Source organism: Streptomyces sp. Da 82-17, assembly GCF_046098215.1.
Lineage (GTDB): Bacteria > Actinomycetota > Actinomycetes > Streptomycetales > Streptomycetaceae > Streptomyces.
This window is the reverse complement of sequence record NZ_JBJURH010000007.1, coordinates 129,534-150,510: the sequence shown is the minus strand read 5'-3', so window position 1 is coordinate 150,510 and position 20,977 is coordinate 129,534. Positions and strand designations below refer to the sequence as shown.

20 protein-coding genes and 1 tRNA gene are annotated in these 20,977 nt (G+C 71.7%); 6 read left to right on the top strand and 15 right to left on the bottom strand.

Annotation, left to right across the window (positions count from 1 at the left end; translation table 11 throughout):
* Positions 1 to 27 precede the first annotated feature (27 nt).
* The gene (locus ACIDOF_RS14335) at positions 28 to 870 is read left to right on the top strand and encodes an alpha/beta fold hydrolase (protein WP_409006223.1); all 843 of its coding nucleotides are present in this window, start codon (positions 28 to 30) and stop codon (positions 868 to 870) included.
* A gap of 128 nt (positions 871 to 998) precedes the next feature.
* Here ACIDOF_RS14335 and ACIDOF_RS14330 read toward each other — a convergent pair.
* Positions 999 to 1,080 (bottom strand) — tRNA-Tyr (locus ACIDOF_RS14330).
* A gap of 186 nt (positions 1,081 to 1,266) precedes the next feature.
* Here ACIDOF_RS14330 and ACIDOF_RS14325 point away from each other — a divergent pair.
* On the top strand, positions 1,267 to 1,755 hold the full coding sequence (locus ACIDOF_RS14325) for a YajQ family cyclic di-GMP-binding protein (RefSeq protein ID WP_409006222.1): 489 nt from the start codon (positions 1,267 to 1,269) through the stop codon (positions 1,753 to 1,755).
* 83 nt (positions 1,756 to 1,838) lie between these two features.
* Here ACIDOF_RS14325 and ACIDOF_RS14320 read toward each other — a convergent pair whose 3' ends face one another.
* From ACIDOF_RS14320 to ACIDOF_RS14255, 14 genes are all read right to left on the bottom strand, one after another.
* Complete coding sequence (locus tag ACIDOF_RS14320; protein WP_409006221.1) at positions 1,839 to 2,108, bottom strand: GlsB/YeaQ/YmgE family stress response membrane protein; 270 nt, start codon at positions 2,106 to 2,108, stop codon at positions 1,839 to 1,841.
* 178 nt (positions 2,109 to 2,286) lie between these two features.
* Positions 2,287 to 3,444 (bottom strand): barstar family protein, encoded by a 1,158-nt coding sequence (locus ACIDOF_RS14315; protein ID WP_409006220.1) that lies wholly within the window; start codon positions 3,442 to 3,444, stop codon positions 2,287 to 2,289.
* Positions 3,445 to 3,449: 5 nt separating this feature from the next.
* Positions 3,450 to 3,842 carry a YccF domain-containing protein gene (locus tag ACIDOF_RS14310; RefSeq protein ID WP_409006219.1) on the bottom strand — a complete coding sequence of 131 codons (393 nt, stop codon included), beginning with the start codon at positions 3,840 to 3,842 and terminating at the stop codon, positions 3,450 to 3,452.
* Positions 3,839 to 4,699 carry a zinc metalloprotease HtpX gene (gene htpX, locus ACIDOF_RS14305; protein ID WP_409006218.1) on the bottom strand — a complete coding sequence of 287 codons (861 nt, stop codon included), beginning with the start codon at positions 4,697 to 4,699 and terminating at the stop codon, positions 3,839 to 3,841. Before htpX ends, ACIDOF_RS14310 begins: the two co-directional genes overlap by 4 nt.
* 183 nt (positions 4,700 to 4,882) lie before the next feature.
* A complete protein-coding gene (locus ACIDOF_RS14300; RefSeq protein ID WP_409006217.1) occupies positions 4,883 to 6,418 on the bottom strand; it encodes an NADH-quinone oxidoreductase subunit N in 1,536 nt (511 codons plus the stop codon).
* Positions 6,415 to 8,016, bottom strand: coding sequence for an NADH-quinone oxidoreductase subunit M (locus tag ACIDOF_RS14295; protein WP_409006216.1), 1,602 nt, complete (start codon positions 8,014 to 8,016; stop codon positions 6,415 to 6,417). The genes ACIDOF_RS14300 and ACIDOF_RS14295 overlap by 4 nt, the downstream gene beginning before the upstream one ends.
* Before the next feature lie 3 nt (positions 8,017 to 8,019).
* Entirely contained in the window at positions 8,020 to 10,071 is a 2,052-nt protein-coding gene (locus tag ACIDOF_RS14290) for an NADH-quinone oxidoreductase subunit L (protein ID WP_409006215.1), read from the bottom strand.
* Positions 10,068 to 10,472: an NADH-quinone oxidoreductase subunit NuoK gene (gene nuoK / locus ACIDOF_RS14285; RefSeq protein WP_409006214.1), complete on the bottom strand. Its 405-nt coding sequence runs from the start codon at positions 10,470 to 10,472 to the stop codon at positions 10,068 to 10,070. Before nuoK ends, ACIDOF_RS14290 begins: the two co-directional genes overlap by 4 nt.
* Positions 10,472 to 11,149 (bottom strand): NADH-quinone oxidoreductase subunit J, encoded by a 678-nt coding sequence (locus tag ACIDOF_RS14280; RefSeq protein WP_409006429.1) that lies wholly within the window; start codon positions 11,147 to 11,149, stop codon positions 10,472 to 10,474. The genes nuoK and ACIDOF_RS14280 overlap by 1 nt, the downstream gene beginning before the upstream one ends.
* The gene (locus tag ACIDOF_RS14275; RefSeq protein ID WP_409006213.1) at positions 11,149 to 11,772 is read right to left on the bottom strand and encodes a NuoI/complex I 23 kDa subunit family protein; all 624 of its coding nucleotides are present in this window, start codon (positions 11,770 to 11,772) and stop codon (positions 11,149 to 11,151) included. Before ACIDOF_RS14275 ends, ACIDOF_RS14280 begins: the two co-directional genes overlap by 1 nt.
* Positions 11,772 to 12,740, bottom strand: a complete 969-nt coding sequence (locus ACIDOF_RS14270) for a complex I subunit 1/NuoH family protein (protein WP_409006212.1) — start codon at positions 12,738 to 12,740, stop codon at positions 11,772 to 11,774. The genes ACIDOF_RS14275 and ACIDOF_RS14270 overlap by 1 nt, the downstream gene beginning before the upstream one ends.
* Positions 12,737 to 13,996, bottom strand: coding sequence for an NADH-quinone oxidoreductase subunit C (locus tag ACIDOF_RS14265; RefSeq protein WP_409006211.1), 1,260 nt, complete (start codon positions 13,994 to 13,996; stop codon positions 12,737 to 12,739). The genes ACIDOF_RS14270 and ACIDOF_RS14265 overlap by 4 nt, the downstream gene beginning before the upstream one ends.
* A complete protein-coding gene (locus tag ACIDOF_RS14260; RefSeq protein ID WP_409006210.1) occupies positions 13,993 to 14,664 on the bottom strand; it encodes an NADH-quinone oxidoreductase subunit B in 672 nt (223 codons plus the stop codon). The genes ACIDOF_RS14265 and ACIDOF_RS14260 overlap by 4 nt, the downstream gene beginning before the upstream one ends.
* Positions 14,655 to 15,047 (bottom strand): NADH-quinone oxidoreductase subunit A, encoded by a 393-nt coding sequence (locus ACIDOF_RS14255; RefSeq protein ID WP_409006209.1) that lies wholly within the window; start codon positions 15,045 to 15,047, stop codon positions 14,655 to 14,657. The genes ACIDOF_RS14260 and ACIDOF_RS14255 overlap by 10 nt, the downstream gene beginning before the upstream one ends.
* 231 nt (positions 15,048 to 15,278) lie before the next feature.
* On the opposite strand from ACIDOF_RS14255, the gene ACIDOF_RS14250 reads away from it, so the two are divergent.
* From ACIDOF_RS14250 to ACIDOF_RS14235, 4 genes are all read left to right on the top strand, one after another.
* Positions 15,279 to 16,463 (top strand): sensor histidine kinase, encoded by a 1,185-nt coding sequence (locus tag ACIDOF_RS14250; protein WP_409006208.1) that lies wholly within the window; start codon positions 15,279 to 15,281, stop codon positions 16,461 to 16,463.
* Between the two features lie 138 nt (positions 16,464 to 16,601).
* The gene (locus tag ACIDOF_RS14245) at positions 16,602 to 17,948 is read left to right on the top strand and encodes a sensor histidine kinase (RefSeq protein ID WP_409006428.1); all 1,347 of its coding nucleotides are present in this window, start codon (positions 16,602 to 16,604) and stop codon (positions 17,946 to 17,948) included.
* 206 nt (positions 17,949 to 18,154) lie between these two features.
* Complete coding sequence (locus ACIDOF_RS14240; RefSeq protein ID WP_409006427.1) at positions 18,155 to 18,814, top strand: response regulator; 660 nt, start codon at positions 18,155 to 18,157, stop codon at positions 18,812 to 18,814.
* 171 nt (positions 18,815 to 18,985) lie between these two features.
* Entirely contained in the window at positions 18,986 to 20,917 is a 1,932-nt protein-coding gene (locus ACIDOF_RS14235) for a 2-oxoacid:acceptor oxidoreductase subunit alpha (protein WP_409006207.1), read from the top strand.
* Positions 20,918 to 20,977 lie beyond the last annotated feature (60 nt).

Sequence of the window (20,977 nt, the reverse complement as noted above, 5' to 3'; positions counted from 1 at the left end):
GGTGCTTCTGAGGCCTACGGTGAAGCGATGACGGTCGTCCAAGCCAATGGGGTCGCCCTGGGCATCGAGTCCTTCGGTGACGACGAAGCGCCCCTGGTCCTGCTCGCGGGCGGGACGACGATGCTCTCCTGGCCCGACGCGCTCTGCACCCGCCTGGCCGCCGCCGGGCGGCGCGTGGTCCGCTACGACCTGCGCGACAGCGGCGCGTCCACGACGGGCGACCCGGAGGCGCCCGCGTACGACTTGCGTGATCTCGCCGCCGACGCCGCCGCCTTGGTGGAGGTGCTGGGTGGCGGGCCGGCGCATCTTGCGGGGATCGGTGTGGGCGGGATGGTCGCGCAGGTGGCGGTGCTCGACCGGCCGGAGGCGTTCTCGGCGCTGACACTCGTCGGCACGCGCGCGGTGGCGCCCGGTCCGCCGGACGACGACCTGCCGGATCACGACGGGCCGACGATGGGCCGGCTGTTCGCACGGCCGATGCCCGACTGGTCCGACCGCGAGGCGGTGGTCGAGTTCGCGGCGTCGGGCGCGGAGATCCTCGGGAACGACCCGGAGTCCGCGCGTACGACCGCTGCGCGGATCTGGGACCGTACGCCCGGCACGGCTCCGGCGGTGCAGATGGCCAACCAGTTGGGGCTGGTGTTCTCGCGGCTCGACTGCACGCCGCGGTGGCGCGAACGGCTGCCGGAGATCGCGGTCCCGACGCTCGTCGTGCACGGCGGCCGCGACCGGTTCTTCCCCGTAGGCAACGGCGAGGCCCTCGCACGCGAGATTCCCGGGGCGCGACTGCTCGTACTGGAGGACGCCGCGAGCGCGATCCCCGAGGGGGCTGTGGAGCGGGTGGCGGGGGCGATGCTGGAGTCGGGGTGAGAGCGCCCTGCGCGGGCGGCCCGCCTGTGGGGCAGCCGTACGACCCCGTTTTTGACCTGTGGACCTCGTGAACGAAGAAACCCCCTCCGCTCTGCGTTTCCGCAGTTCGGAGGGGGTTCCCTCAAGTGTGGCGGCGCCAGGATTCGAACCTGGGAAGGCTGAGCCGGCAGATTTACAGTCTGCTCCCTTTGGCCGCTCGGGCACACCGCCGGGGATGCTGCGTGAAGCGGCCTTGCGGCTGCTCCGTGGCAACGACGTAAACGATACCTGATGCCCGGGGGTGCTTCGCCACCCGATAGATCGCCGACGGGTGCGCAGGTGATGACTAGGCTTGCGGGTGCGGTCCGGGGCCACCGGCCGTATCCCTACGCACCCCGATACAAGGAGCCACAGGACATGGCCGACTCCAGTTTCGACATCGTCTCGAAGGTCGAGCGGCAGGAGGTCGACAACGCCCTCAACCAGGCCGCCAAGGAAATCTCGCAGCGCTACGACTTCAAGGGCACCGGCGCCAAGATCGAGTGGTCCGGCGAGAAGATCCTCATGCAGGCCAACGGCGAGGAGCGCGTCAAGGCCATCCTCGACATCTTCCAGTCCAAGCTGGTGAAGCGCGGCATCTCGCTGAAGTCGCTGGACGCCGGTGAGCCGCAGCTGTCCGGCAAGGAGTTCAAGATCTTCGCCTCCATCGAGGAGGGCATCTCCCAGGAGAACGCGAAGAAGGTCGCGAAGGTCATCCGCGACGAGGGCCCGAAGGGCGTCAAGGCGCAGGTGCAGGGTGACGAGCTGCGGGTGTCCTCGAAGAGCCGTGACGACCTGCAGTCGGTGATCGCCCTTCTGAAGGGCCAGGACTTCGACTTCGCGCTGCAGTTCGTGAACTACCGGTAGGCACGCGCGCGTTGTGCGTGTTTTGAGCGGACGCGAAAGGGCGGACACCGTTGCGGTGTCCGCCCTTTCGCTGTGCGTACGCCTCAGCGCGAGCGGGAGTGGCCGAAGAGCAGGCGGTACGCGATGAGGAGGACCAAGGCGCCGCCGATGGCCGAGACCCAGGTCGTGGCGTCGTAGAAGTCCTTGGCTATGGGGCGGTCGAGGAACTCGGCGGAGAGCCAGCCGCCGATGAAGGCACCCGCGATGCCGATGAGGGTGGTGCCGATCAGGCCGCCCGGGTCGCGGCCGGGCAGCAGGACCTTGGCGACGGCTCCGGCGATGAGCCCGAGAACGATCCAGCTGATGATGCCCATACGGCCGTGACCTGCCTTTCTTGCGTACGCCTGTGAGGCGCCCCTGTGACGTGCTTGTGTGACGTGCTGTCGCTGTTTCAGACGCCGTACGGGGCAGGGGTGGTTGCGAGGCCGGACGACGTGCGGTGCACGACACAACCCGTGCGCAGGCCCCCAGGCTCGGCGCGCGCCGCGTGCGTCAGGCCAGGACGACGTCCACCTGCCGCGCCGTGAGGAACGCGAACAGCTCCTCGAACGTGGCGGGGCGGACGTCCGTACGCGGCTGGACGCCGAGGCAGCGGCGGGCGGTGTCGGCGTCGTGCCAGACGAGGGTGAAGGGGCGGCGGGCGCCGAAGCGGCCGCAGAGGCAGTCGGCGAGGGAGTCGAGGCACCGACCGAAGTACCCGCCGGGCCCGTTGACGGCTTCGCCGAGGGCGCAGTAGAACCCGGCCTCGTCGACGACGTACCGGCCGTCGAGGTGGAACGTGGTGCCGGGCGGGGCGTCCTCGGCGGTGGAGGCGCGGTTGGCGAGGGCCGTGCCGAGCCAGAAGCGGCGGCCCTGTGCGCCGCAGCGGGACCAGAGGTTGGGCAGGGCCGGGCGGCCGTCGGCCCACTGCTCCCACACGTCGTGGGCGGCCGGCGGCGGTCGCTCCGCCAGCGGCTGCAGGGTGAGGTCGACCCTCCCCGGCCCCCGGGCGGACGGGATCCAGGCGGTGACCTCGCCCTCGACGGCGTCCTGGACGGCCTCGCCGGAGCGGTCGAGGCGCCGCAGCACAGCGCTGCCGAGGTCCTCGGCGCCGGACTCCAGCGCCCGGCGGAGGGCGCCTGCCGGCGTGCAGCCGAGGAGGCGCACGGCGATGTCCTGCTGCGTGGGCGGCTCTTCGTACACGCAGGCCAGGTCCTTGGCCGTGCCCCAGGGCAACTCCCTTGCCGTGCCCCAGGGTTCGTCGCCACAGAGGCGGAAGCCCGGGGAGAGCGGCGGGCGTTGCGGGTAGTCGGACTGGTCGGGGAACGGGGTCCCTTCCACGGTCACGTCGAGCAGCGTCAGGTCACGGGCACAGCGGCGCGCGCCGAGGATGCGCACGTCCTGCAGACACCACTCCCCCACTGAACGGCCGGCCTTGTCGAGAAGTTCCAGGGTCAGCAGGCCGAGCGGCGCCGACCCTTCGGACCGCGCCAGGGCGAGCGCCGCGCTCAACTCCCCTTCCGGGGCGCAGCCGAGGAGTTCGTAGCGCTCGCGCGGCGGGGGCGGCGGGTCGGCGAAGAGGCCCTCCACGTCGCCGCAGTGGGCCCAGGTGTCGCCGTACTCCAGCTCCCACGGGTCGTACGCCACCAGGGCGTACCGCGGGCTCTCCACGGGCCTCAGCGGGACGCGAAGGGCTGGTCGGTGGGGACGATCTCGCGGCCGAGGGGCATCAGCGAGACCGGGATCAGCTTGAAGTTGGCGATGCCGAGCGGGATGCCGATGATCGTGACGCACTGGGCGATGCCCGTCACGATGTGCGCCAGGGCCAGCCACCAGCCCGCGAGGACCAGCCACAGGACGTTGCCGACGCAGGAGGGCGCGCCCGCGTCACGGCGCTCGACCGCCATGTACCCGAAGGGCCACAGGGCGTACAGGCCGATGCGGAACGAGGCGATCCCAAAGGGGATGCCGATGATCGTGATGCAGAGGATCAGGCCCGCGGCGAGGTAGCCGAGGAACAGCCAGAAGCCGCTCAGCACGAGCCAGATGATGTTGAGGAGGGTTTTCACTGGTGACGTCCTGCCATCTGCTCGAGTCGGGCGATACGTTCCGCCATCGGCGGGTGGGTGGAGAACAGCTTGGCCATGCCCTGTCCGGGGCGGAACGGGTTCGCGATCATCATGTGGCTGGCCGCTTCGATCTTCGGCTCGGGCGGAAGCGGCAACTGCTGTGTCCCGCGCTCCAGTTTGCGCAGGGCGCTCGCCAGGGCCAAGGGGTCACCGGTGAGTTGGGCGCCGGAGGAGTCCGCCTCGTACTCCCTGGAGCGGCTGATGGCGAGGCGGATCACCGAGGCGGCGATGGGGCCGAGGAGCATGATCAGCAGCATGCCGAAGATGCCCGGCCCTTCACGGTTGCTGTTGCCGCTCGGGATCAGCCAGGCGAAGTTGACCAGGAACATGATCACCGAGGCCAGGGCGCCGGCCACCGAGGAGATCAGGATGTCTCGGTTGTAGACGTGGCTCAGTTCGTGGCCGATGACGCCGCGCAGTTCGCGCTCGTCCAGGATGCGCAGGATTCCTTCGGTGCAGCACACGGCGGCGTTGCGCGGGTTGCGGCCGGTGGCGAACGCGTTGGGCGCCTCGGTGGGCGAGATGTAGAGCCGGGGCATGGGCTGGCGCGCCTGCGTGGAGAGCTCGCGCACCATCCGGTACAGCTCGGGTGCCTCGAACTCGCTCACCGGTCGGGCGCGCATCGCTCTCAGCGCGAGCTTGTCGCTGTTCCAGTACGCGTACGCATTGGTGCCGAGCGCCACGAGGAGGGCGACGAGCAGGCCCGTACGGCCGAAGAAACTGCCGATGACGAGGATGAGCGCGGACAGTCCCCCGAGGAGCACGGCGGTCTTCAGACCGTTGTAGCGGCGGTGCACGGTACGCCCTCCTGGTGGTGCGGCGGGGGAACCCTTTTCTTCCTGGCTTCCACATCCAGTGGACCCTCCCTACCTGGTCAACGCCAGGCGGAGGGTGCTGGTTCCCTGCTCCGCGCGCAGCCGGATTCGGCCGTACGGGTAGTCGGACACGGGTACTGGAAAACGGGCGCCGGAAACGGGTGCTCAGAAGAGAGCGGTCGCCGAGAAGCGGAGGACGAGCTGCGGGGCGCCGGACAGGGCGACGCCGATGAGCGTGGTGAGCACCAGTGCGGCCGCCAGCGGGAACGGCACGGCGTGCTTCCGCTCGGGCTGTGCGGCTTCGGCCGTCTCCCCCTCCGGGGTGCGGAAGAGGACCGCGGTCCACTGCAGGTAGTAGTAGAGGGCGATCACGACGTTCACGGCCATGACGACGGCGAGCCAGCCGAGGCCCGCGTCGACGGCCGCGGAGAACACCGTGACCTTCGCGAACAGGCCGATGACGCCCGGCGGCAGGCCCGCGAGGCACAGCAGGAAGAAGCCGAGGACGAGCGCGGTCAGCGGGCGGCTCGCGTACAGGCCGCGGTAGTCGCTGAGGCGGTTCAGCGGCCGCGTACGGGCGACGAGCGCGGCGACGGCGAACGCGCCGAGGTTCACGGCGGCGTACATCAGGGCGTACGCGACGGTGGCGCCGATGGCCTTCTCCGCCTCGGCGGGGCTGTCGGCGTAGGCGGCAGCGGCGATCGGCACCAGGAGGTAGCCGGCCTGGCCGACGGAGGACCAGGCGAGGAGCCGGATCGCGCTGTACGCGCGCGTGCCGACCTGTCGCAGGGCGGCGACGTTGCCGACCGTCATGGTGAGCGCGGCGAGCACGGCGAGCACGGGGCCCCACACGTCCGCGTACGACGGGAAGGCGACGACGGTGACGAGGATGAGGCCGGTGAAGCCGACCGCCTTGCCGACCACCGACAGGTACGCGGCGACCGGGAGCGGCGCCCCGATGTACGTGTCGGGCACCCAGAAGTGGAAGGGCACCGCGGCCGTCTTGAAGGCGAAGCCGACGAGGGTGAGGGCGACGCCGGTCTGCGCGAGGACGTGCAGCTGTCCGTCGACCTGGCCGAGCTTGTCGGCCACTTCGGTGAGGTGCAGGGTGCCCGTCGCCGCGTACACGAAGCTGACGCCGAGGAGGCTGACGGCGGTGGCGGTGACGGAGGACAGGAAGAACTTCAGGGCGGCCTCGGAGGAGCGGCGGTCGCCGCGGTTGAGGCCGACGAGCGCGAACGCCGGCAGGGAGGCGACTTCGAGGGCAACGATCAGGGTGGCGAGGTCGCGCGATGCGGGCAGCAGGGCGGCGCCGGCCGCGGAGGAGAGCAGCAGGAACCAGAACTCCCCTTCGGGGAGTGCCGAGTTCTCCTTCAGGGGGCTGACGGAAAGCAGCGCGGTCAGCAGGGCGCCGGCGACGACCAGGAACTGGATGACGACGGTGAAGCGGTCCGCGGTGTAGCTGCACACGTCCGCGGCGGGGACGAGGCAGAACGTGGCGCGGTCGCCGTCGAGCAGCGGCAGCAGGGAGAGGCCTGCGGCCACCAGGCCGGCGATGGAGAGCCAGGCCAGGAGCATCTTGTTGCCCTCGCGGACGAACAGGTCGGCGACGAGGACGACCAGGGCGACGACGGCCGCGATGGTGGGCGGCGCGATCGCGACCCAGTCGACGTTCTGGACGAGGCTTGCGGCGGCGGTCATGCCTTTCCTCCTGCGAGGAGCTGCTGCACGGCCGGGTCGGTGAGGCCGAGCAGCAGCGCGGGCCAGAGTCCGGCGAGGACGGTGAGGGCGACGAGCGGGGTCCAGGCGGCGAATTCGTACCCCTGGACGTCGGCGAGCTTCGGGGCGGCCGGGTCGGGGGCGGCGCCCATGCAGACGCGGCGTACGACGACGAGGAGGTACGCGGCGGTCAGGAGGGTGCCCAGGGCGCCGATGGCCGTGAACGTGAGGAAGGCCGGGCGGCTGAGGCCGTCGGCGGGGTCGAAGGCGCCGAACAGGGCGAGCATCTCGCCCCAGAATCCGGCGAGTCCGGGCAGTCCGAGCGAGGCGACGGCGCCGAAGGCGAGCAGTCCGCCGAGGCGGGGCGCGCGGCCGTAGAGGGCGGCGCCGGTCTGTTCGGCGAGGGCGTCGAGGTCGGTGCTGCCGGTGCGGTCCTTGAGCGCGCCGACGAGGAAGAACAGCAGGCCGGTGATGAGGCCGTGGGCGATGTTGGCGAACAGCGCGCCGTTCACGCCGGTCGGGGTCATCGAGGCGATGCCGAGCAGCACGAAGCCCATGTGGCCGACGGAGGAGTACGCGATGAGCCGCTTGAGGTCGCCCTTCGCGCCGCGCTTGGCGAGCGCGAGGCAGGCGAGGGACCCGTAGATGATCCCGACGACCGCGAAGGCCGCGAGGTACGGGGCGAACTCCCGCATTCCGTCAGGGGTGATGGGGAGGAGGATACGGACGAACCCGTACGTTCCCATCTTCAGCAGGACGCCGGCGAGGAGGACCGAGCCGACGGTCGGGGCGGCGGTGTGGGCGTCCGGGAGCCAGCTGTGCAGCGGCCACATCGGGGTCTTGACGGCCAGTCCGATCCCGATCGCCAAAACCGCGATGACCTGCACGGACAGGGTCAGCCCACGGCCGTTGTCAGTGGCGAGTGCGAGCATGTCGAACGTGCCCGAGTCGAGGCCGACGAGGAGCAGCCCGAGCAGCATCACGACCGAACCGAGGAGGGTGAAGAGGATGAACTTCCAGGCGGCCGCCCGCCGTTGATCGCCTCCCCACCGGGCGATCAGGAAGTACATCGGAATGAGGACCATCTCGAACGCGAGGAAGAACAGCAGCAGATCGAGGACGGCGAAGGTCGCGAGGGTGCCGGACTCGAGGACCAGCAGCAGCGCGACAAATGCCTTGGGCGACGGGCCCGTTGCCCGCGGCGCCAGCCGCTGATGTTGCTGCTTGAAGTAGCTGTAGAGCGCGCAGAGGAAGGTCAGCAGCGCGGTCAGGACGAGAAGGGGGAGCGAGATGCCGTCGACACCAAGATGGATCCGCACGTCGAGGGCGGGGATCCAGCTGATGTCGGTCGTGGCCTGCATACGCGCGGGCTCGTCGTGATCGAAGCCGGCGGCGAGCGCGAGCGCGGCGAGGAGCACGGCTCCGGTGACGGTCACGCCGTGCCGCAGGACCGCCTGGTCCGGTGACTTGCCCCGCAGTCCGGGCGGGGCGGGCAGCAGGGCGGCGCCGGCGCCGAGAAGGGGAAGCACCACCACGGCCACGAGGAGGTACTGCATGACGGTGTCGTTGATGTTGATCACGGCTCAGGCTCCCGCTGCGACGAGTACGGCGGCGACGGCCAGGACGACGGACCCGGCGAGCAGCGCGCTCAGATAGGTCTGCACATTGCCGGTCTGCGCGCGGCGCACGGCCGCACCGAGCCAGCGGGGCAGGGCGCCCGCGCCGCGCACGTACGTGTCGACGACTTCGCGGTCGAGGAAACGGACGACGCCGGCGAGGAACTGGGTGGGGCGGACGAACAGCGCGGAGTAGACCGCGTCGAGCCGGAAGCCTGCGGCCGCGTGCCGGTGCAGCGGGCCGAGCAGCAGGCGGCCCGGGTCGGCCGGGTCCGGCGCGGAGGCGATCGAGCCGTACGCGGGGGTGTGCGCGGCGATCGCCTCGGCCTCGGTGACGGCGGGCTCGGCGCCGGGGTGGGCGGCGACGGCGCCCATCGGGACCCGGGCGGCGAGGGCGGTGGTGTGCCGCCAGGCGCCGTAGGTGACGAGTCCGCCGACCAGGGTGAGGCCGGTGGCGAGGACGGAGGTGGTGAGGGTCGGCGTGAGCGGGCGGCCGTCGAACCAGTCGGGGAGCACGCCGACGGTGATACCGAAGGCGAGGGAGGGGACGGCGAGGACCCAGAGGACGACGTTCATGACGACCGGCTGACCGCCGTGGCCGGTCTCCTCGGCCGCGTCGGCTTCCGCGGCGCCGGCGGGCGCGGGGTGGGGTGCGGCGGCCGGCGGGCGGAAGGCGAGCAGCCAGAGGCGCGTCGCGTACGCGGCGGTCAGGACGGCGGTGAGGAGGCCGGCGACGAGGACGATCCAGCCGGCCGAGCCGGGCACGGACTCGGTGTGACCGGTGGCCGCGTGCTCGGCGGCGCCGAGGACGGCCTCCTTGGAGAAGAAGCCGCTGAAGGGCGGGATCGCGGCGAGCGCGAGCAGCGCCACGGTCATCGTCCAGAAGGCGTCGGGGATGCGGGCGCGCAGCCCCGTCATCCGGGACATGGCGGCCAGGGAGTTGGTGCCGGCAGCGTGGATGATCACGCCGGCGGCGAGGAACAGCAGCGCCTTGAAGGCGCCGTGCGAGAGGAGGTGGAAGACGGCGGCGCCACGGTCGCCGACGGCCAGGGCGCCGGTCATGTAGCCGAGTTGGCCGACGGTCGAGTACGCGAGGACGCGCTTGATGTCGTCCTGCGCGAGGGCCGCGAGCGCCGAGCCGACCATCGTGACGGCGGACATCACGGCGAGGACGACGAGCGCCGCGGCGGACGCGGCGAAGACGGGGAGGAGACGGGCCACGAAGTAGACGCCGGCGGCGACCATCGTCGCGGCGTGGATCAGCGCGGAGACCGGGGTGGGGCCGGCCATCGCGTCGGGCAGCCAGGTGTGCAGCGGGAACTGCGCCGACTTGCCCGCCACGCCCGCGAGGAGCAGCAGGGCGATCACCGTGGGGTGGTCGAGCCCGCCGGACGCGACCGCGTCGACGACCTTCGTGATGCGGAAGGACCCGGTGTCGGCGGCGAGGGCGAACAGACCGATCAGGAAGGGGACGTCGCCGAGCTTGGTGACCAGGAACGCCTTGAGGGAGGCGGCACGCGCCTCGGGCGTCTCCCAGTAGTGGCCGACGAGGAAGTACGAGCAGATGCCCATGACTTCCCAGCCGACGAGCAGCACCATCAGGTCGCCGGAGTAGACGACCAGGAACATGGCGGAGGTGAACAGCGAGACGAGGGCGGCGTACGAGGGGTAGCGCGGGTCGTCGCGCAGGTAGCCCGTCGAGTAGATCTGCACGCAGGAGGCGACCAGGCCGACCAGGACGGCGACTAGGGCGGCGAACCCGTCGATGTGCAGGGCGAGTTCGATGGGCACGGAGCCGGTGGGCGTGAGCTCGGTGGCCGTGTCGACGGGGCGGACACCGCCGCCGGTGCCGCCGCCCTGGCGTACGGCGACCAGCACGGCGATGACGGCCGAGGTCAGGGTCGGCAGCACGGCGAGGGGGCGGGCGAAGCCGGGGGCGGCGCGGCCGAGGAGCAGTCCGGCGGCGGCGCCGAGGAACGGCAGGAGGGGGACGAGTACGGCGAGGGTCGGGGTGGTCACGCGGTGGCCTCTGCCTTCTGCGCGGCGGCGGTCACGTCGGCGCCTTCGGGGGCTGCGGCGCCATCAGGGGCTGCGGGGGCGTCGTCGGGGCCGGGGGTCTCGGCGGTGTCGCGGAGGCGGTCGACGTCGGACGTGCCTCGGTTGCGGTACACCATCAGCACGATGGCCAGGCCGATGCCGATCTCGGCGGCGGCGATGGCGATGGTGAAGAGGGTGAGGGCCTGGCCGGCGTGCAGGGCGTCGCGGAGCCAGACGTCGAAGGCGACCAGGTTGAGGTTGACGGCGTTGAGCATCAGCTCGACGGACATCAGGACCAGGATCGCGTTGCGGCGGGCGAGCACTCCGTACAGGCCGGTGCAGAAGAGCAGAACGGCGAGCACTGCGGGATAGGCGAGATGCATCAGCGCTGCTGCTCCTTGTCTGCGGAACCCCCGGGGGCGCCGGCCCCGGCACCGGCACCGGCGTCGGCCTTCGCACTCGTCTGCGCACCCGCCTGCGCATCGGCCTTCGCGTCTGCCTTCGCGTCTGCCTTCGCGTCGGCCTTCGCGTCGGCCTTGCGGGAGAGGACGATCGCGCCGACGAGGGCGGCGAGGAGGAGGACGGAGAGGGCTTCGAACGGCAGGACCCAGTGCTGGAAGAGCATCGCGCCGGTGATGGCGGTGCTGCCCTGCGGGGCGTCGAGGTCGATCCACTGGGTGCGGAACGCGTCCACGACCACCCAGACCAGGGTGGCCGCGGCGGCGACGGCCACGGTGAGCGCGGCCCAGCGGTTGCCCGAATCGGCGTCCGGGGAGCGGCCGATGGGCGCCTTGGTGAGCATCAGCCCGAAGAGGAGGAGGACGACGACGGAACCGACGTAGATCAGCACCTGCACCCAGGCGATGAACTCGGCGGTGAGCAGGAGGTATTCGACGGCGAGGCCGCCGAGGGCGACGACCAGCCACAGGGCGGCGTGCACCAGCTGCCTGGTGGTGACGGTGACGATCGCCGCGGCGAAGGTGACGAGGCCGACGAGGAGGAAGGCGACCTCGACGCCGGTGGGCGAGAGGAAACCGTGCGGGGCGGGGGCGGCGAGGATCACTGCTGGCCCTCCCCGGGCTCGGACTTCGGGGTCTGTCCCTCGGCCGTACCCGCGTCACCTGCGGCCTCTGCTGCGGCTGCGGCCTCGGCTGCCTGCTGGGCTGCGGCGAGTTTGTCGGCGGCCTTGCGGGCGGCGGCGAGTTCCTTGGGCTCCTCGGCGGCGGCGTCGAGGGCGGGCGGGACGGGGACGGTCCACATCCACTCGCGGAGCTTGTCGCGCTCGTGGGTGAGTTCGTGGATGTCGGTCTCCGCGTACTCGAACTCCGGGGACCAGAAGAGCGCGTCGAAGGGGCAGACCTCGATGCAGATACCGCAGTACATGCAGAGGGAGAAGTCGATGGCGAAGCGGTCGAGGACGTTGCGGCTGCGCTCGCGGCCGCCGGGCGTCGCGGCGGGCACCGTCTCCTTGTGGGAGTCGATGTAGATGCACCAGTCGGGGCACTCGCGGGCGCACAGCATGCAGACCGTGCAGTTCTCCTCGAACAGGCCGATGACACCGCGCGTACGGGGCGGCAGTTCGGGCTGGACGTCGGGGTACTGCGCGGTGACGGACTTCCGCGTCATCGTGCGGAGGGTGACGGCGAGGCCCTTGGCCAGGCCGCTGCCAGGGATCGGAGGCATCAGTTGATCGCCACCTTCACGATTCCGGTGAGCGCGATCTGCGCGAGGGCGAGGGGGACGAGCGTGGTCCAGGCGAGCTTCTGCAGCTGGTCCTCGCGCAGCCGCGGGTACGAGACGCGGAGCCAGATGACCAGGAAGGCGAGGACGGCGGTCTTGAGCAGGGTCCACACCCAGCCGAGGCCGTCGGCGCCCCAGGGCCCCTGCCAGCCGCCGAGGAAGAGGACGGTGGTGAGGCCGCAGAGGACGACGATCCCGGCGTACTCGGCGAGGAGGAACAGGGCGAAGCGGAGACCGGTGTACTCGGTGTACGCGCCGAAGATGATCTCCGAGTCGGCGACCGGCATGTCGAACGGCGGGCGCTGCAGCTCGGCGAGGCCGGCCGTGAAGAAGACCAGGGCGCCGACGATCTGCCAGGGCAGCCACCACCACTCGAAGGCCTCGACGATGCCCGGCAGGGAGACGGTCCCGGCGGCCATGGCCACGGATGCGGCGGCGAGCAGCATCGGCAGTTCGTAGGCGAGGAGTTGGGCGGCGGTGCGCAGGCCGCCGAGGAGGGAGAACTTGTTGGCGGAGGCCCAGCCGGCCATGAGCGAGCCGAGCACGCCGACGCCCATGACGGCGAGTACGAAGAACAGCCCCGCGTCGACGACCTCACCGACGGCGCCCTCGCCCGGCCCGATCGGGATGGCGACGAGCACGAGGAGGTACGGGAGGAGGGCGACGGCCGGCGCGAGCTGGAAGATACGGCGGTCGGCGCCCGCGGGCACGACGTCTTCCTTCTGGGCGAACTTGACGCCGTCGGCGACGAGTTGGGCCCAGCCGTGGAAGCCGCCCGCGTACATGGGGCCGAGGCGGCCCTGCATGTGGGCCATCACCTTGTGCTCGGTCTGGCCGATGACGAGGGGCAGGACCAGGAAGACGCCGAAGACGACGAGGAGTCGCAGGGCGACGTCGAGGGCGTCGTTCATGCGGGGTCGCCTCCGGCGGGGGTGTCGTCGTCTGGGTTGCGGTCGTCTGGGTTGCGGTCGTCTGGGGTGCCGTTGTCTGGGGTGCCGTTGTCGGGGGCGCCGTCGTCGGGGGCGCCGTCGTCGGGGGCGCCGTCGTCCGGGGTGGGTTTGTCGGAGGGCTGCTGCTCGGTGGAGGGCGGCTTCTCGGCGGAGGGCCTCTCAGCAGAGGGCTGCTGCTCGGCGGAGGGCTGCTCGGTCTGGCCGGGCTCGTCGAACGTCGGCCGCGGGTTGTGCCACGGGGCGTCGGAACCGCGGGTCGGCTCGGGCCGCTCCGCCGCCTCCGGCTTCGCCGGTGTGGCCGCATCGGAGCGCTGCGAGGCCGAGCCCTGGCTCGCACTGCGGGACCGCCGCGGAGACGCGGGAGCCGCGTCCGCGGCCTGGCTCGCCGACCCCTGCGAGGCGCTCCGCATCCGGCGCGGCGGAGCACCCGAAGCTCCCTCGGCGGAAGCAGAAGCGGAAGCAGAACCCGAAGCCGAACCAGAACCAGCACCCGCACCCGCACCCGCACCCGCACCCGCACCCGAGTCGGCAGCAACCTGGCTCGCCGACCCCGCACTCGCCGAGCGCGTACGCCGAGCCGGCCGCTCCCCGGCACCAGCGGCACCAGCCGCACCCGCCCGAGCCCCCCGCGCAGGACGCGCAGGCGCGGGCGGCAACTGGCCCTTCAGCGGGCCCCATTCGTTCGGGTCCGGTACGCCCGGCGGGAGCATCTGGCGCCGCTTGGGGCCGCCGTGCTCCGACTCCCCCGGCTCCTTCGCGCCCGGCCAGGCCTTCGCGACGCGCGCCGCGAGGACGAAGTCCTTGCGCAGCGGGTGGCCCTCGAAGCCCTCGGGCAGGAGCAGCGGGTCGAGCCCGGGGTGCCCGGTGAAGTCGACGCCGAACATCTCGTGCGTCTCGCGCTCGTGCCAGGCGGCGCCCGCGTACACGTCGACCGCCGAGTCCAGTACGGGCGCCTCGTGCGGCACCGTCGTACGGACGAGGAGGCGGCGCACCGGGTGCAGGGCGACGACGTGGGCGCTGACGCGGAAGCCGGTGCCGGGCTCGTCGACGGCGCTGAGCCAGTCGAAATACGTGCAGCCGAGCCGGGTGCGGGCCGTGCGCAGGGCCGTCGTCCAGGTCTCGGCGGGTACGTCGACGGTGAGCAGGTCGTACGACTCCTCGGCGGTCGCCTCCGGGCCGAAGAGTTCCGTGACGTCCTCGGGAAGCCAGCCGGTCATCGCGAGCCCTCCACGGAACCAGAACCAGAACCAGAACCAGGACCGGAATCAGAACCAGAACCGGAACCAGAACCGGACCCCGACCCCGCCCCCGGCGTCGGAGGCGCGACGAGTCCGCTCTGCAGGGCCGCCGTCGAAGGCCGCCCCGCGGCGGAGTAGCGCTCGTCGAGGGACTCGCGGGCGATCTTCTCCTGGAGTTTGAGGATGCCCTGGAGCAGCGCCTCGGGCCGGGGCGGGCAGCCGGGCACGTACACGTCGACGGGAATGATCTGGTCGACGCCCTTGGTCACCGAGTACGAGTCCCAGTACGGGCCGCCGCAGTTGGAGCAGGCGCCGAAGGAGATGACGTACTTCGGCTCGGGCATCTGCTCGTAGAGGCGCTTCACGGCGGGCGCCATCTTGTCGGTCACGGTCCCGGAGACGACCATCAGGTCGGCCTGGCGCGGGCCCGGGGCGAACGGGATGACGCCGAGGCGGATGAAGTCGTGGCGGGCCATGGACGCGGCGATGAACTCGATGGCGCAGCAGGCGAGTCCGAAGTTGAAGACCCACAGGCTGTAGCGGCGGCCCCAGTTGAGGACCACCTTCATGGGTTCGGGGGCGAGCCGGGCCAGCGGGCCGAGCCGGGAGGAGCCCTTGCCCGGGGTGGGCTCGATGGTCACGTCCATGCGAGGACGCCCTTCTTGTATGCGTACAGCAGGCCCACGGCGAGGAAGCCGAGGAAGATGAACATCTCCACGAGCGTCGTCGCGCCGTACTGCGGGTCGGCGAAGACGGTGGCCCAGGGGAAGAGGAAGATCGAGTCGACGGCGAAGATCACGTACAGGAACGCGTAGACGTAGTAGCGGACCTGGGTGTGGGCCCAGCCCTCGCCGACCGGGTCGACGCCGCACTCGTAGGTGAGGAGTTTCTCCGGGGTCGGTACGACGGGCCGCAGCAGGCGGCCCGCGCCGAAGGCGACGGCCACGAAGAGCACGCCGACGACGGCGAGCAGTCCGACGACGGAGTAGCTCTGGAAGTAGTCCGCGGCGAGAACGGTCGGTCCCGGCACTTCGGCCCCTCGCTCCCTGATCTCGTTGTTCCGGCGGTCTCGTCGAGTTCCGGCCGGTCACGCGTGCACAGGCCTTGTTCGACGATCTGTACGCACGGGAGTCTAGGCCCTGTTAAAGAACTGGTAAGCAGCCCCTTCTCCGACGCCCCTCGACCAGGTGGGGTTTTCCCCCGTGGCTCGTTGCGGCGCACCTCATGGCGCCGGAGGGGCGGGCCGGGCAGGCTGTCCGGCATGACCCCACCGACCGCCCCGCAGGACCGGGGCAGGCGCCCCCTTCCGCCCGCACGCCTCGCGTTCGCCGGGCAGACCTGGAAGGAGGTCGCGCACCTCCTGGCCGATCTGCCGCTCGCGGTGGCCGGGTTCGTGTACACGGTGGTCGTCGTGGCCGTCGGCAGCGCGCTCGCCGTGACCGTGGTCGGGCTGCCGCTGCTGGCCCTCGGCCTGGCCGGCGCGCGCGGGCTCGGCCGGGCGGAGCGGGCGCGGGCGCGTGGGCTGCTCGGCACGTACGTGGACGAGCCGAGCCCGCTGCCGTTCCGCAGGGGCGACGGTTTCCTGGCCCGGATGTGGACCCGGCTCAAGGACCCGGTGGGCTGGCGGAGTCTCCTCTACGGGTTCGTACGGCTGCCGTGGGGCGTGCTGACGTTCACGATCACGCTCGTCTCGCTGCTCGTGCTGTGGCCGGTGCTGCCGTTCATCGCGCGCGGGCTGAGCAACGCCGACCGGGCGATGGTGCGCGGACTGCTGTGCCCCTCCGACGAGTTGGAGCGGCGGATCGCCGAGCTGGAGTCGGACCGCGGCCTGGTCGTGGACACGGCGGCGGCCGACCTGCGCCGGATCGAGCGGGACCTGCACGACGGGGCGCAGGCCCGCCTGGTCAACCTGGCGATGGGGCTCGGCCTCGCCAAGGAGAAGCTGCTCGAAGGGCAGTCCGACGCGGCCGTGGCGGCGATGGTCGACGAGGCGCACGGCGAGGTGAAGCTGGCCCTGCAGGAGCTGCGCGATCTGGCCCGCGGCATCCACCCGGCCGTCCTCACCGACCGCGGCCTCGACGCCGCGCTGTCCTCCCTCGCCGCGCGCTGCACGGTCCCGGTGCGGGTGACGGTCGACCTGCCGGAGCGGCCCGCGCCCGCGATCGAGGGCATCGCGTACTTCACGGTCTCGGAGCTGCTGCAGAACGTCAGCAAGCACAGCAGGGCGGGCTCCGCGTCCGTCGAGGTGTGGCGGGCCGGGGAACGGCTGTTGCTGCAGGTCACGGACGACGGCCGGGGCGGGGCGGCGCTCGACGGCGGTACGGGCATGGCGGGGCTCGCCGAGCGGCTCGGCGCGGTGGACGGCCTGTTCGTCGTGGACTCCCCGGCGGGCGGCCCGACGACGGTCTCGGCGGAACTGCCGTGGCGCGACCGCGCGGGCGCCTGACGGCTGACGGCTGACGGCCCGCGCCCCCGGGGGTGGGGAAAACCCCCGGACGAAGACGGCGATCCGCCTCATGGTGACGGGCCCGCCCGCACAGGAGTCTGGACGGGACCAGTCAGCCTCGCAGAACGGATGACCGCCATGGCCCTGCCGTACGGACAGCGGACCCGACCCGGGTACGCGGAACCGCGCCCCGCACGCCGGCCGCTGCTGCCGCCCGCGCTGGGCGCTCCGATCGCGGCGCGGACCTGGCGCGAGTTCGCGTATCTGCTGGTCAGTCTGCCGCTCAGCATCGTGATGTTCACGTACGCGGTGACGATGACGGCGCTCGGCGCGGGGCTGCTCGTCACCTTCCTCGGGGTCCCCGTGCTGGCCGCGGCGCTCGTGGGGTGCCGCGGTTTCGGCGTACTGGAACGGGCGCGGGCGCGGGCGCTGCTCGGCCTCGACGTGGCGGAGCCGCGGCCGGTGCGGGCGGCGAAGCGCGGGGCGACGGCGTGGATCGGGGCGGCCCTGAAGAGCGGCACGTCCTGGCGGGCCCTGCTGTACGCGGTGCTGCATCTGCCGTGGGCGGTGTTCGGGTTCGCGGTGTCGGTGGTGTTCTGGTCGGTCGGCTGGTCGCTGCTCACGTATCCGCTGTGGCAGTGGGTGTTCCCCACGTATGTGGGCGTGGACGGCATCCAGGTGTACGGCGAGGAGGGCGGGCGCAACAGCTTCTACATGGACACGCCCTTCGAGATCGGGGTCACGGCGGGGCTCGGGCTGCTGATCACGCTGGTCACGCCGTGGCTGATCCGGGGCCTGACGACGGTCGACCGGGTGCTCGTCGCCGGGCTGCTCGGGGCGTCCCGCCTGGACGCGCGGGTGGTCGAGCTGGAGTCGGACCGCGGGGCGGTCGTCGACACGGCGGCGGCCGACCTGCGCCGGATCGAGCGCGAGCTGCGCGACGGGGCCGAGGCGCGCCTGTCCGGCCTGGCCGCGGAGCTGGGCCTCGCCAAGGAGCGGCTGCACGACGACCCGCGGGCGGCGGCCCGGCTGGTCGACGAGGCGCACGGCGAGGTGAAGCTGGCGCTGCGGGAACTGCGCGATCTGGCCCGCGGCATCCACCCGGCGATCCTCACCGACCGGGGCCTGGACGCGGCGCTCTCCGCCCTCGCGGCGCGCTGCCCGGTGCCGGTCCGGGTGACGGTCGACCTGCCGGAGCGGCCGGCGCCCGCGGTGGAGGGCATCGCGTACTTCGCGGTCGCCGAGCTCCTGGAGAACGTCGGCGCGCACAGCGGCGCGCGCTCCGCCGCCGTCGAGGTGTGGCGGGTCGAGGAACGGCTGTTGCTGCAGGTCACGGACGACGGCCGGGGCGGCGCCGGGGCCGGGGTCGGGCGGGGGCTCGCGGATCTCGCGGCGCGCCTGGGCGCGGTCGACGGCGTCCTGGACGTGGACTCCCCGGCCGGCGGCCCGACCCGGGTCACGGCGGAACTCCCTTGGCGCGACTGACAGTTGCCCCACGCCGCGCACGGAGACCCGATACGGAGACCTGCCACGGAGACCCGGTACGGAGACCCGCGGAATCCCCGTACGAACCCCGGCGAGCGCCCCCCGTGTCCGCCCGGATGCTGGGATGCTGATCCCGTCGTCGGGGCGGGTGTCCCCGGGAGTGCGGGAGTGCGGGAGTGGGGGGCGCGGGAATCGTGGAGGCCAGGGTGCGGGTCGTGATCGCCGAGGACTCGGTGCTGCTGCGGGAGGGCCTGACCCGGCTCCTCACCGACCGGGGGCACGAGGTCGTCGCCGGGGTCGGGGACGCGGAAGCGCTGCTCAAGACCGTCGGGGAGCTGGCCGCCGAGGACGCGCTGCCGGACGTGGTGGTCGCGGACGTACGGATGCCGCCGACGCACACGGACGAGGGCGTGCGAGCCGCCGTCGAACTCCGGCGGACCCATCCCGACCTGGGCGTTCTCGTGCTGTCGCAGTACGTGGAGGAGCGGTACGCGACCGAGCTGCTCGCCGCGTCCAGCCGGGGCGTGGGCTATCTGCTGAAGGACCGGGTGGCCGAGGTGCGGGAGTTCGTCGACGCGGTGGTGCGGGTCGCCGGGGGCGGGACGGCCCTGGACCCGGAGGTGGTGGCGCAGCTGCTCGGGCGCAGCCGTAAGCAGGACGTGCTCGCCGGGCTGACGCCACGCGAGCGCGAGGTACTCGGCCTGATGGCGGAGGGGCGGACGAACACGGCGATCGCCCGGCAGCTGGTGGTGAGCGACGGGGCCGTCGAGAAGCACGTCGGCAACATCTTCCTGAAGCTGGGCCTGGACCGGAGTGACGGGGATCACCGCCGGGTCCTGGCGGTGCTCGCCTACCTCGATTCGTAAAGATCTGACACCCTGTCAGCCAGGACGCTCCGCCACACCCGAAGGTCTCAAAGTGACGTCCGCGATGCGAACGACCCCGGGAAGGGCACCCTTACAGACGTAGGGTGGCCCTAGGGAGGACCGGTCGTCCCGGCGCTTCCCGTGCCGCAGCCTCGAGGGAGGTCCAGTTCAGTGACCAGCCAGGTCAGTAGCCATGCCGAGCAGGCCGACTCGGCCGTCGTGGGTGGACAGCGGAAACCGTCCGGTGACAAGGAAGTACGCCGTCTGGACCGGGTGATCATTCGCTTTGCGGGTGACTCGGGTGACGGTATGCAGCTGACGGGTGACCGGTTCACGTCGGAGACGGCGTCGTTCGGGAACGATCTGTCGACGCTGCCGAATTTCCCGGCGGAGATCCGTGCGCCTGCCGGAACGTTGCCGGGGGTGTCGAGTTTCCAGCTGCATTTCGCGGACCACGACATTCTCACGCCGGGTGACGCGCCGAACGTGCTGGTGGCGATGAATCCGGCGGCGCTGAAGGCGAACATCGCGGATGTGCCGCGGGGCGCGGAGATCATCGTGAACACCGACGAGTTCACGAAGCGCGCGATGCAGAAGGTGGGCTACGAGTCGTCGCCGCTGGAGGACGGTTCGCTGGACGGCTTCTCGGTGCATCCGGTGCCGTTGACGACGTTGACGGTGGAGGCGCTGAAGGAGTTCGAGCTGTCCCGCAAGGACGCGGGCCGGTCGAAGAACATGTTCGCGCTCGGGCTGCTGAGCTGGATGTACCACCGGCCGACCGAGGGCACCGAGAATTTCCTGCGGGCGAAGTTCGCGAAGAAGCCGGACATCATGGCGGCGAACATCGCGGCGTTCCGGGCGGGCTGGAATTTCGGCGAGACGACGGAGGATTTCGCGGTCTCGTACGAGGTGGCGCCGGCGGCGAAGGCGTTCCCGACGGGCACGTACCGGAACATCTCCGGCAATCTCGCGCTGTCGTACGGCCTGGTGGCGGCATCGCGGCAGGCGGATCTGCCGCTGTATCTGGGCTCGTATCCGATCACTCCGGCCTCGGACATCCTGCATGAGCTGTCGAAGCACAAGAACTTCGGTGTGCGGACGTTCCAGGCGGAGGACGAGATCGCCGGGATCGGGGCGGCGCTCGGTGCGGCGTTCGGCGGGTCGCTGGCGGTGACGACGACGTCGGGGCCGGGTGTCGCGCTGAAGTCGGAGACGATCGGGCTCGCGGTCTCCCTGGAGCTGCCGCTGCTGGTCGTGGACATTCAGCGGGGCGGCCCGTCGACGGGTCTGCCGACGAAGACGGAGCAGGCGGATCTGCTGCAGGCGATGTACGGGCGGAACGGCGAGGCGCCGGTGCCGATCGTGGCGCCGAAGACGCCGGCCGACTGTTTCGACGCGGCCCTGGAGGCGGCGCGCATCGCGCTGACGTACCGGACGCCGGTGTTCCTGCTGTCGGACGGGTATCTGGCGAACGGCTCGGAGCCGTGGCGGATCCCCGAGGTGGACGAACTGCCGGATCTGCGCACGCAGTTCGCGCACGGCCCGAACCACACCCTGGACGACGGCACGGAGGTGTTCTGGCCGTACAAGCGCGACCCGGAGACCCTCGCGCGGCCGTGGGCGGTGCCGGGGACGCCGGGCCTGGAGCACCGGATCGGCGGCATCGAGAAGCAGGACGGCACGGGCAACATCTCGTACGACCCGGCCAACCACGACCTGATGGTCCGCACCCGGCAGGCCAAGGTCGACGGGATCGACGTCCCGGACCTGACCGTGGACGACCCCTCCGGCGAAGCCGGGCTGCTCGTGCTCGGCTGGGGCTCGACGTACGGGCCGATCACCGCGGCGGTGCGGCGGCTGCGGAACGCCGGGCTGCAGATCGCGCAGGCGCATCTGCGGCACCTCAACCCGCTGCCGGGGAATCTCGGCGAGGTGTTGAGGCGTTATTCCGATGTGGTGGTTCCGGAGATGAACCTGGGGCAGCTCGCCACGCTGATCCGGGCCAAGTACCTGGTGGACGCCCGGAGTTACACGCAGGTCAACGGTATGCCGTTCAAGGCCGAGCAGCTCGCCACGGTTCTCAAGGAGGCCCTCGATGGCTGACACGACGACCACGCACAGCGCCGAGCGGACGCAGGACCGGTCGCAGGACCCGTCGCAGCC

What these genes read in the sequence shown, in the direction of transcription:
- ACIDOF_RS14325 (WP_409006222.1), top strand. Translation starts at nt 1,267, where the DNA reads ATGGCCGACTCCAGTTTCGACATCGTCTCGAAGGTCGAGCGGCAGGAG.
- ACIDOF_RS14275 (WP_409006213.1), bottom strand. Translation starts at nt 11,772, where the DNA reads ATGCCTCCGATCCCTGGCAGCGGCCTGGCCAAGGGCCTCGCCGTCACC.
- ACIDOF_RS14320 (WP_409006221.1), bottom strand. Translation starts at nt 2,108, where the DNA reads ATGGGCATCATCAGCTGGATCGTTCTCGGGCTCATCGCCGGAGCCGTC.
- ACIDOF_RS14265 (WP_409006211.1), bottom strand. Translation starts at nt 13,996, where the DNA reads ATGACCGGCTGGCTTCCCGAGGACGTCACGGAACTCTTCGGCCCGGAG.
- ACIDOF_RS14335 (WP_409006223.1), top strand. Translation starts at nt 28, where the DNA reads ATGACGGTCGTCCAAGCCAATGGGGTCGCCCTGGGCATCGAGTCCTTC.
- ACIDOF_RS14270 (WP_409006212.1), bottom strand. Translation starts at nt 12,740, where the DNA reads ATGAACGACGCCCTCGACGTCGCCCTGCGACTCCTCGTCGTCTTCGGC.
- ACIDOF_RS14245 (WP_409006428.1), top strand. Translation starts at nt 16,602, where the DNA reads ATGGCCCTGCCGTACGGACAGCGGACCCGACCCGGGTACGCGGAACCG.
- ACIDOF_RS14260 (WP_409006210.1), bottom strand. Translation starts at nt 14,664, where the DNA reads ATGGACGTGACCATCGAGCCCACCCCGGGCAAGGGCTCCTCCCGGCTC.
- nuoK (WP_409006214.1), bottom strand. Translation starts at nt 10,472, where the DNA reads ATGCATCTCGCCTATCCCGCAGTGCTCGCCGTTCTGCTCTTCTGCACC.
- ACIDOF_RS14300 (WP_409006217.1), bottom strand. Translation starts at nt 6,418, where the DNA reads ATGACCGCCGCCGCAAGCCTCGTCCAGAACGTCGACTGGGTCGCGATC.
- ACIDOF_RS14250 (WP_409006208.1), top strand. Translation starts at nt 15,279, where the DNA reads ATGACCCCACCGACCGCCCCGCAGGACCGGGGCAGGCGCCCCCTTCCG.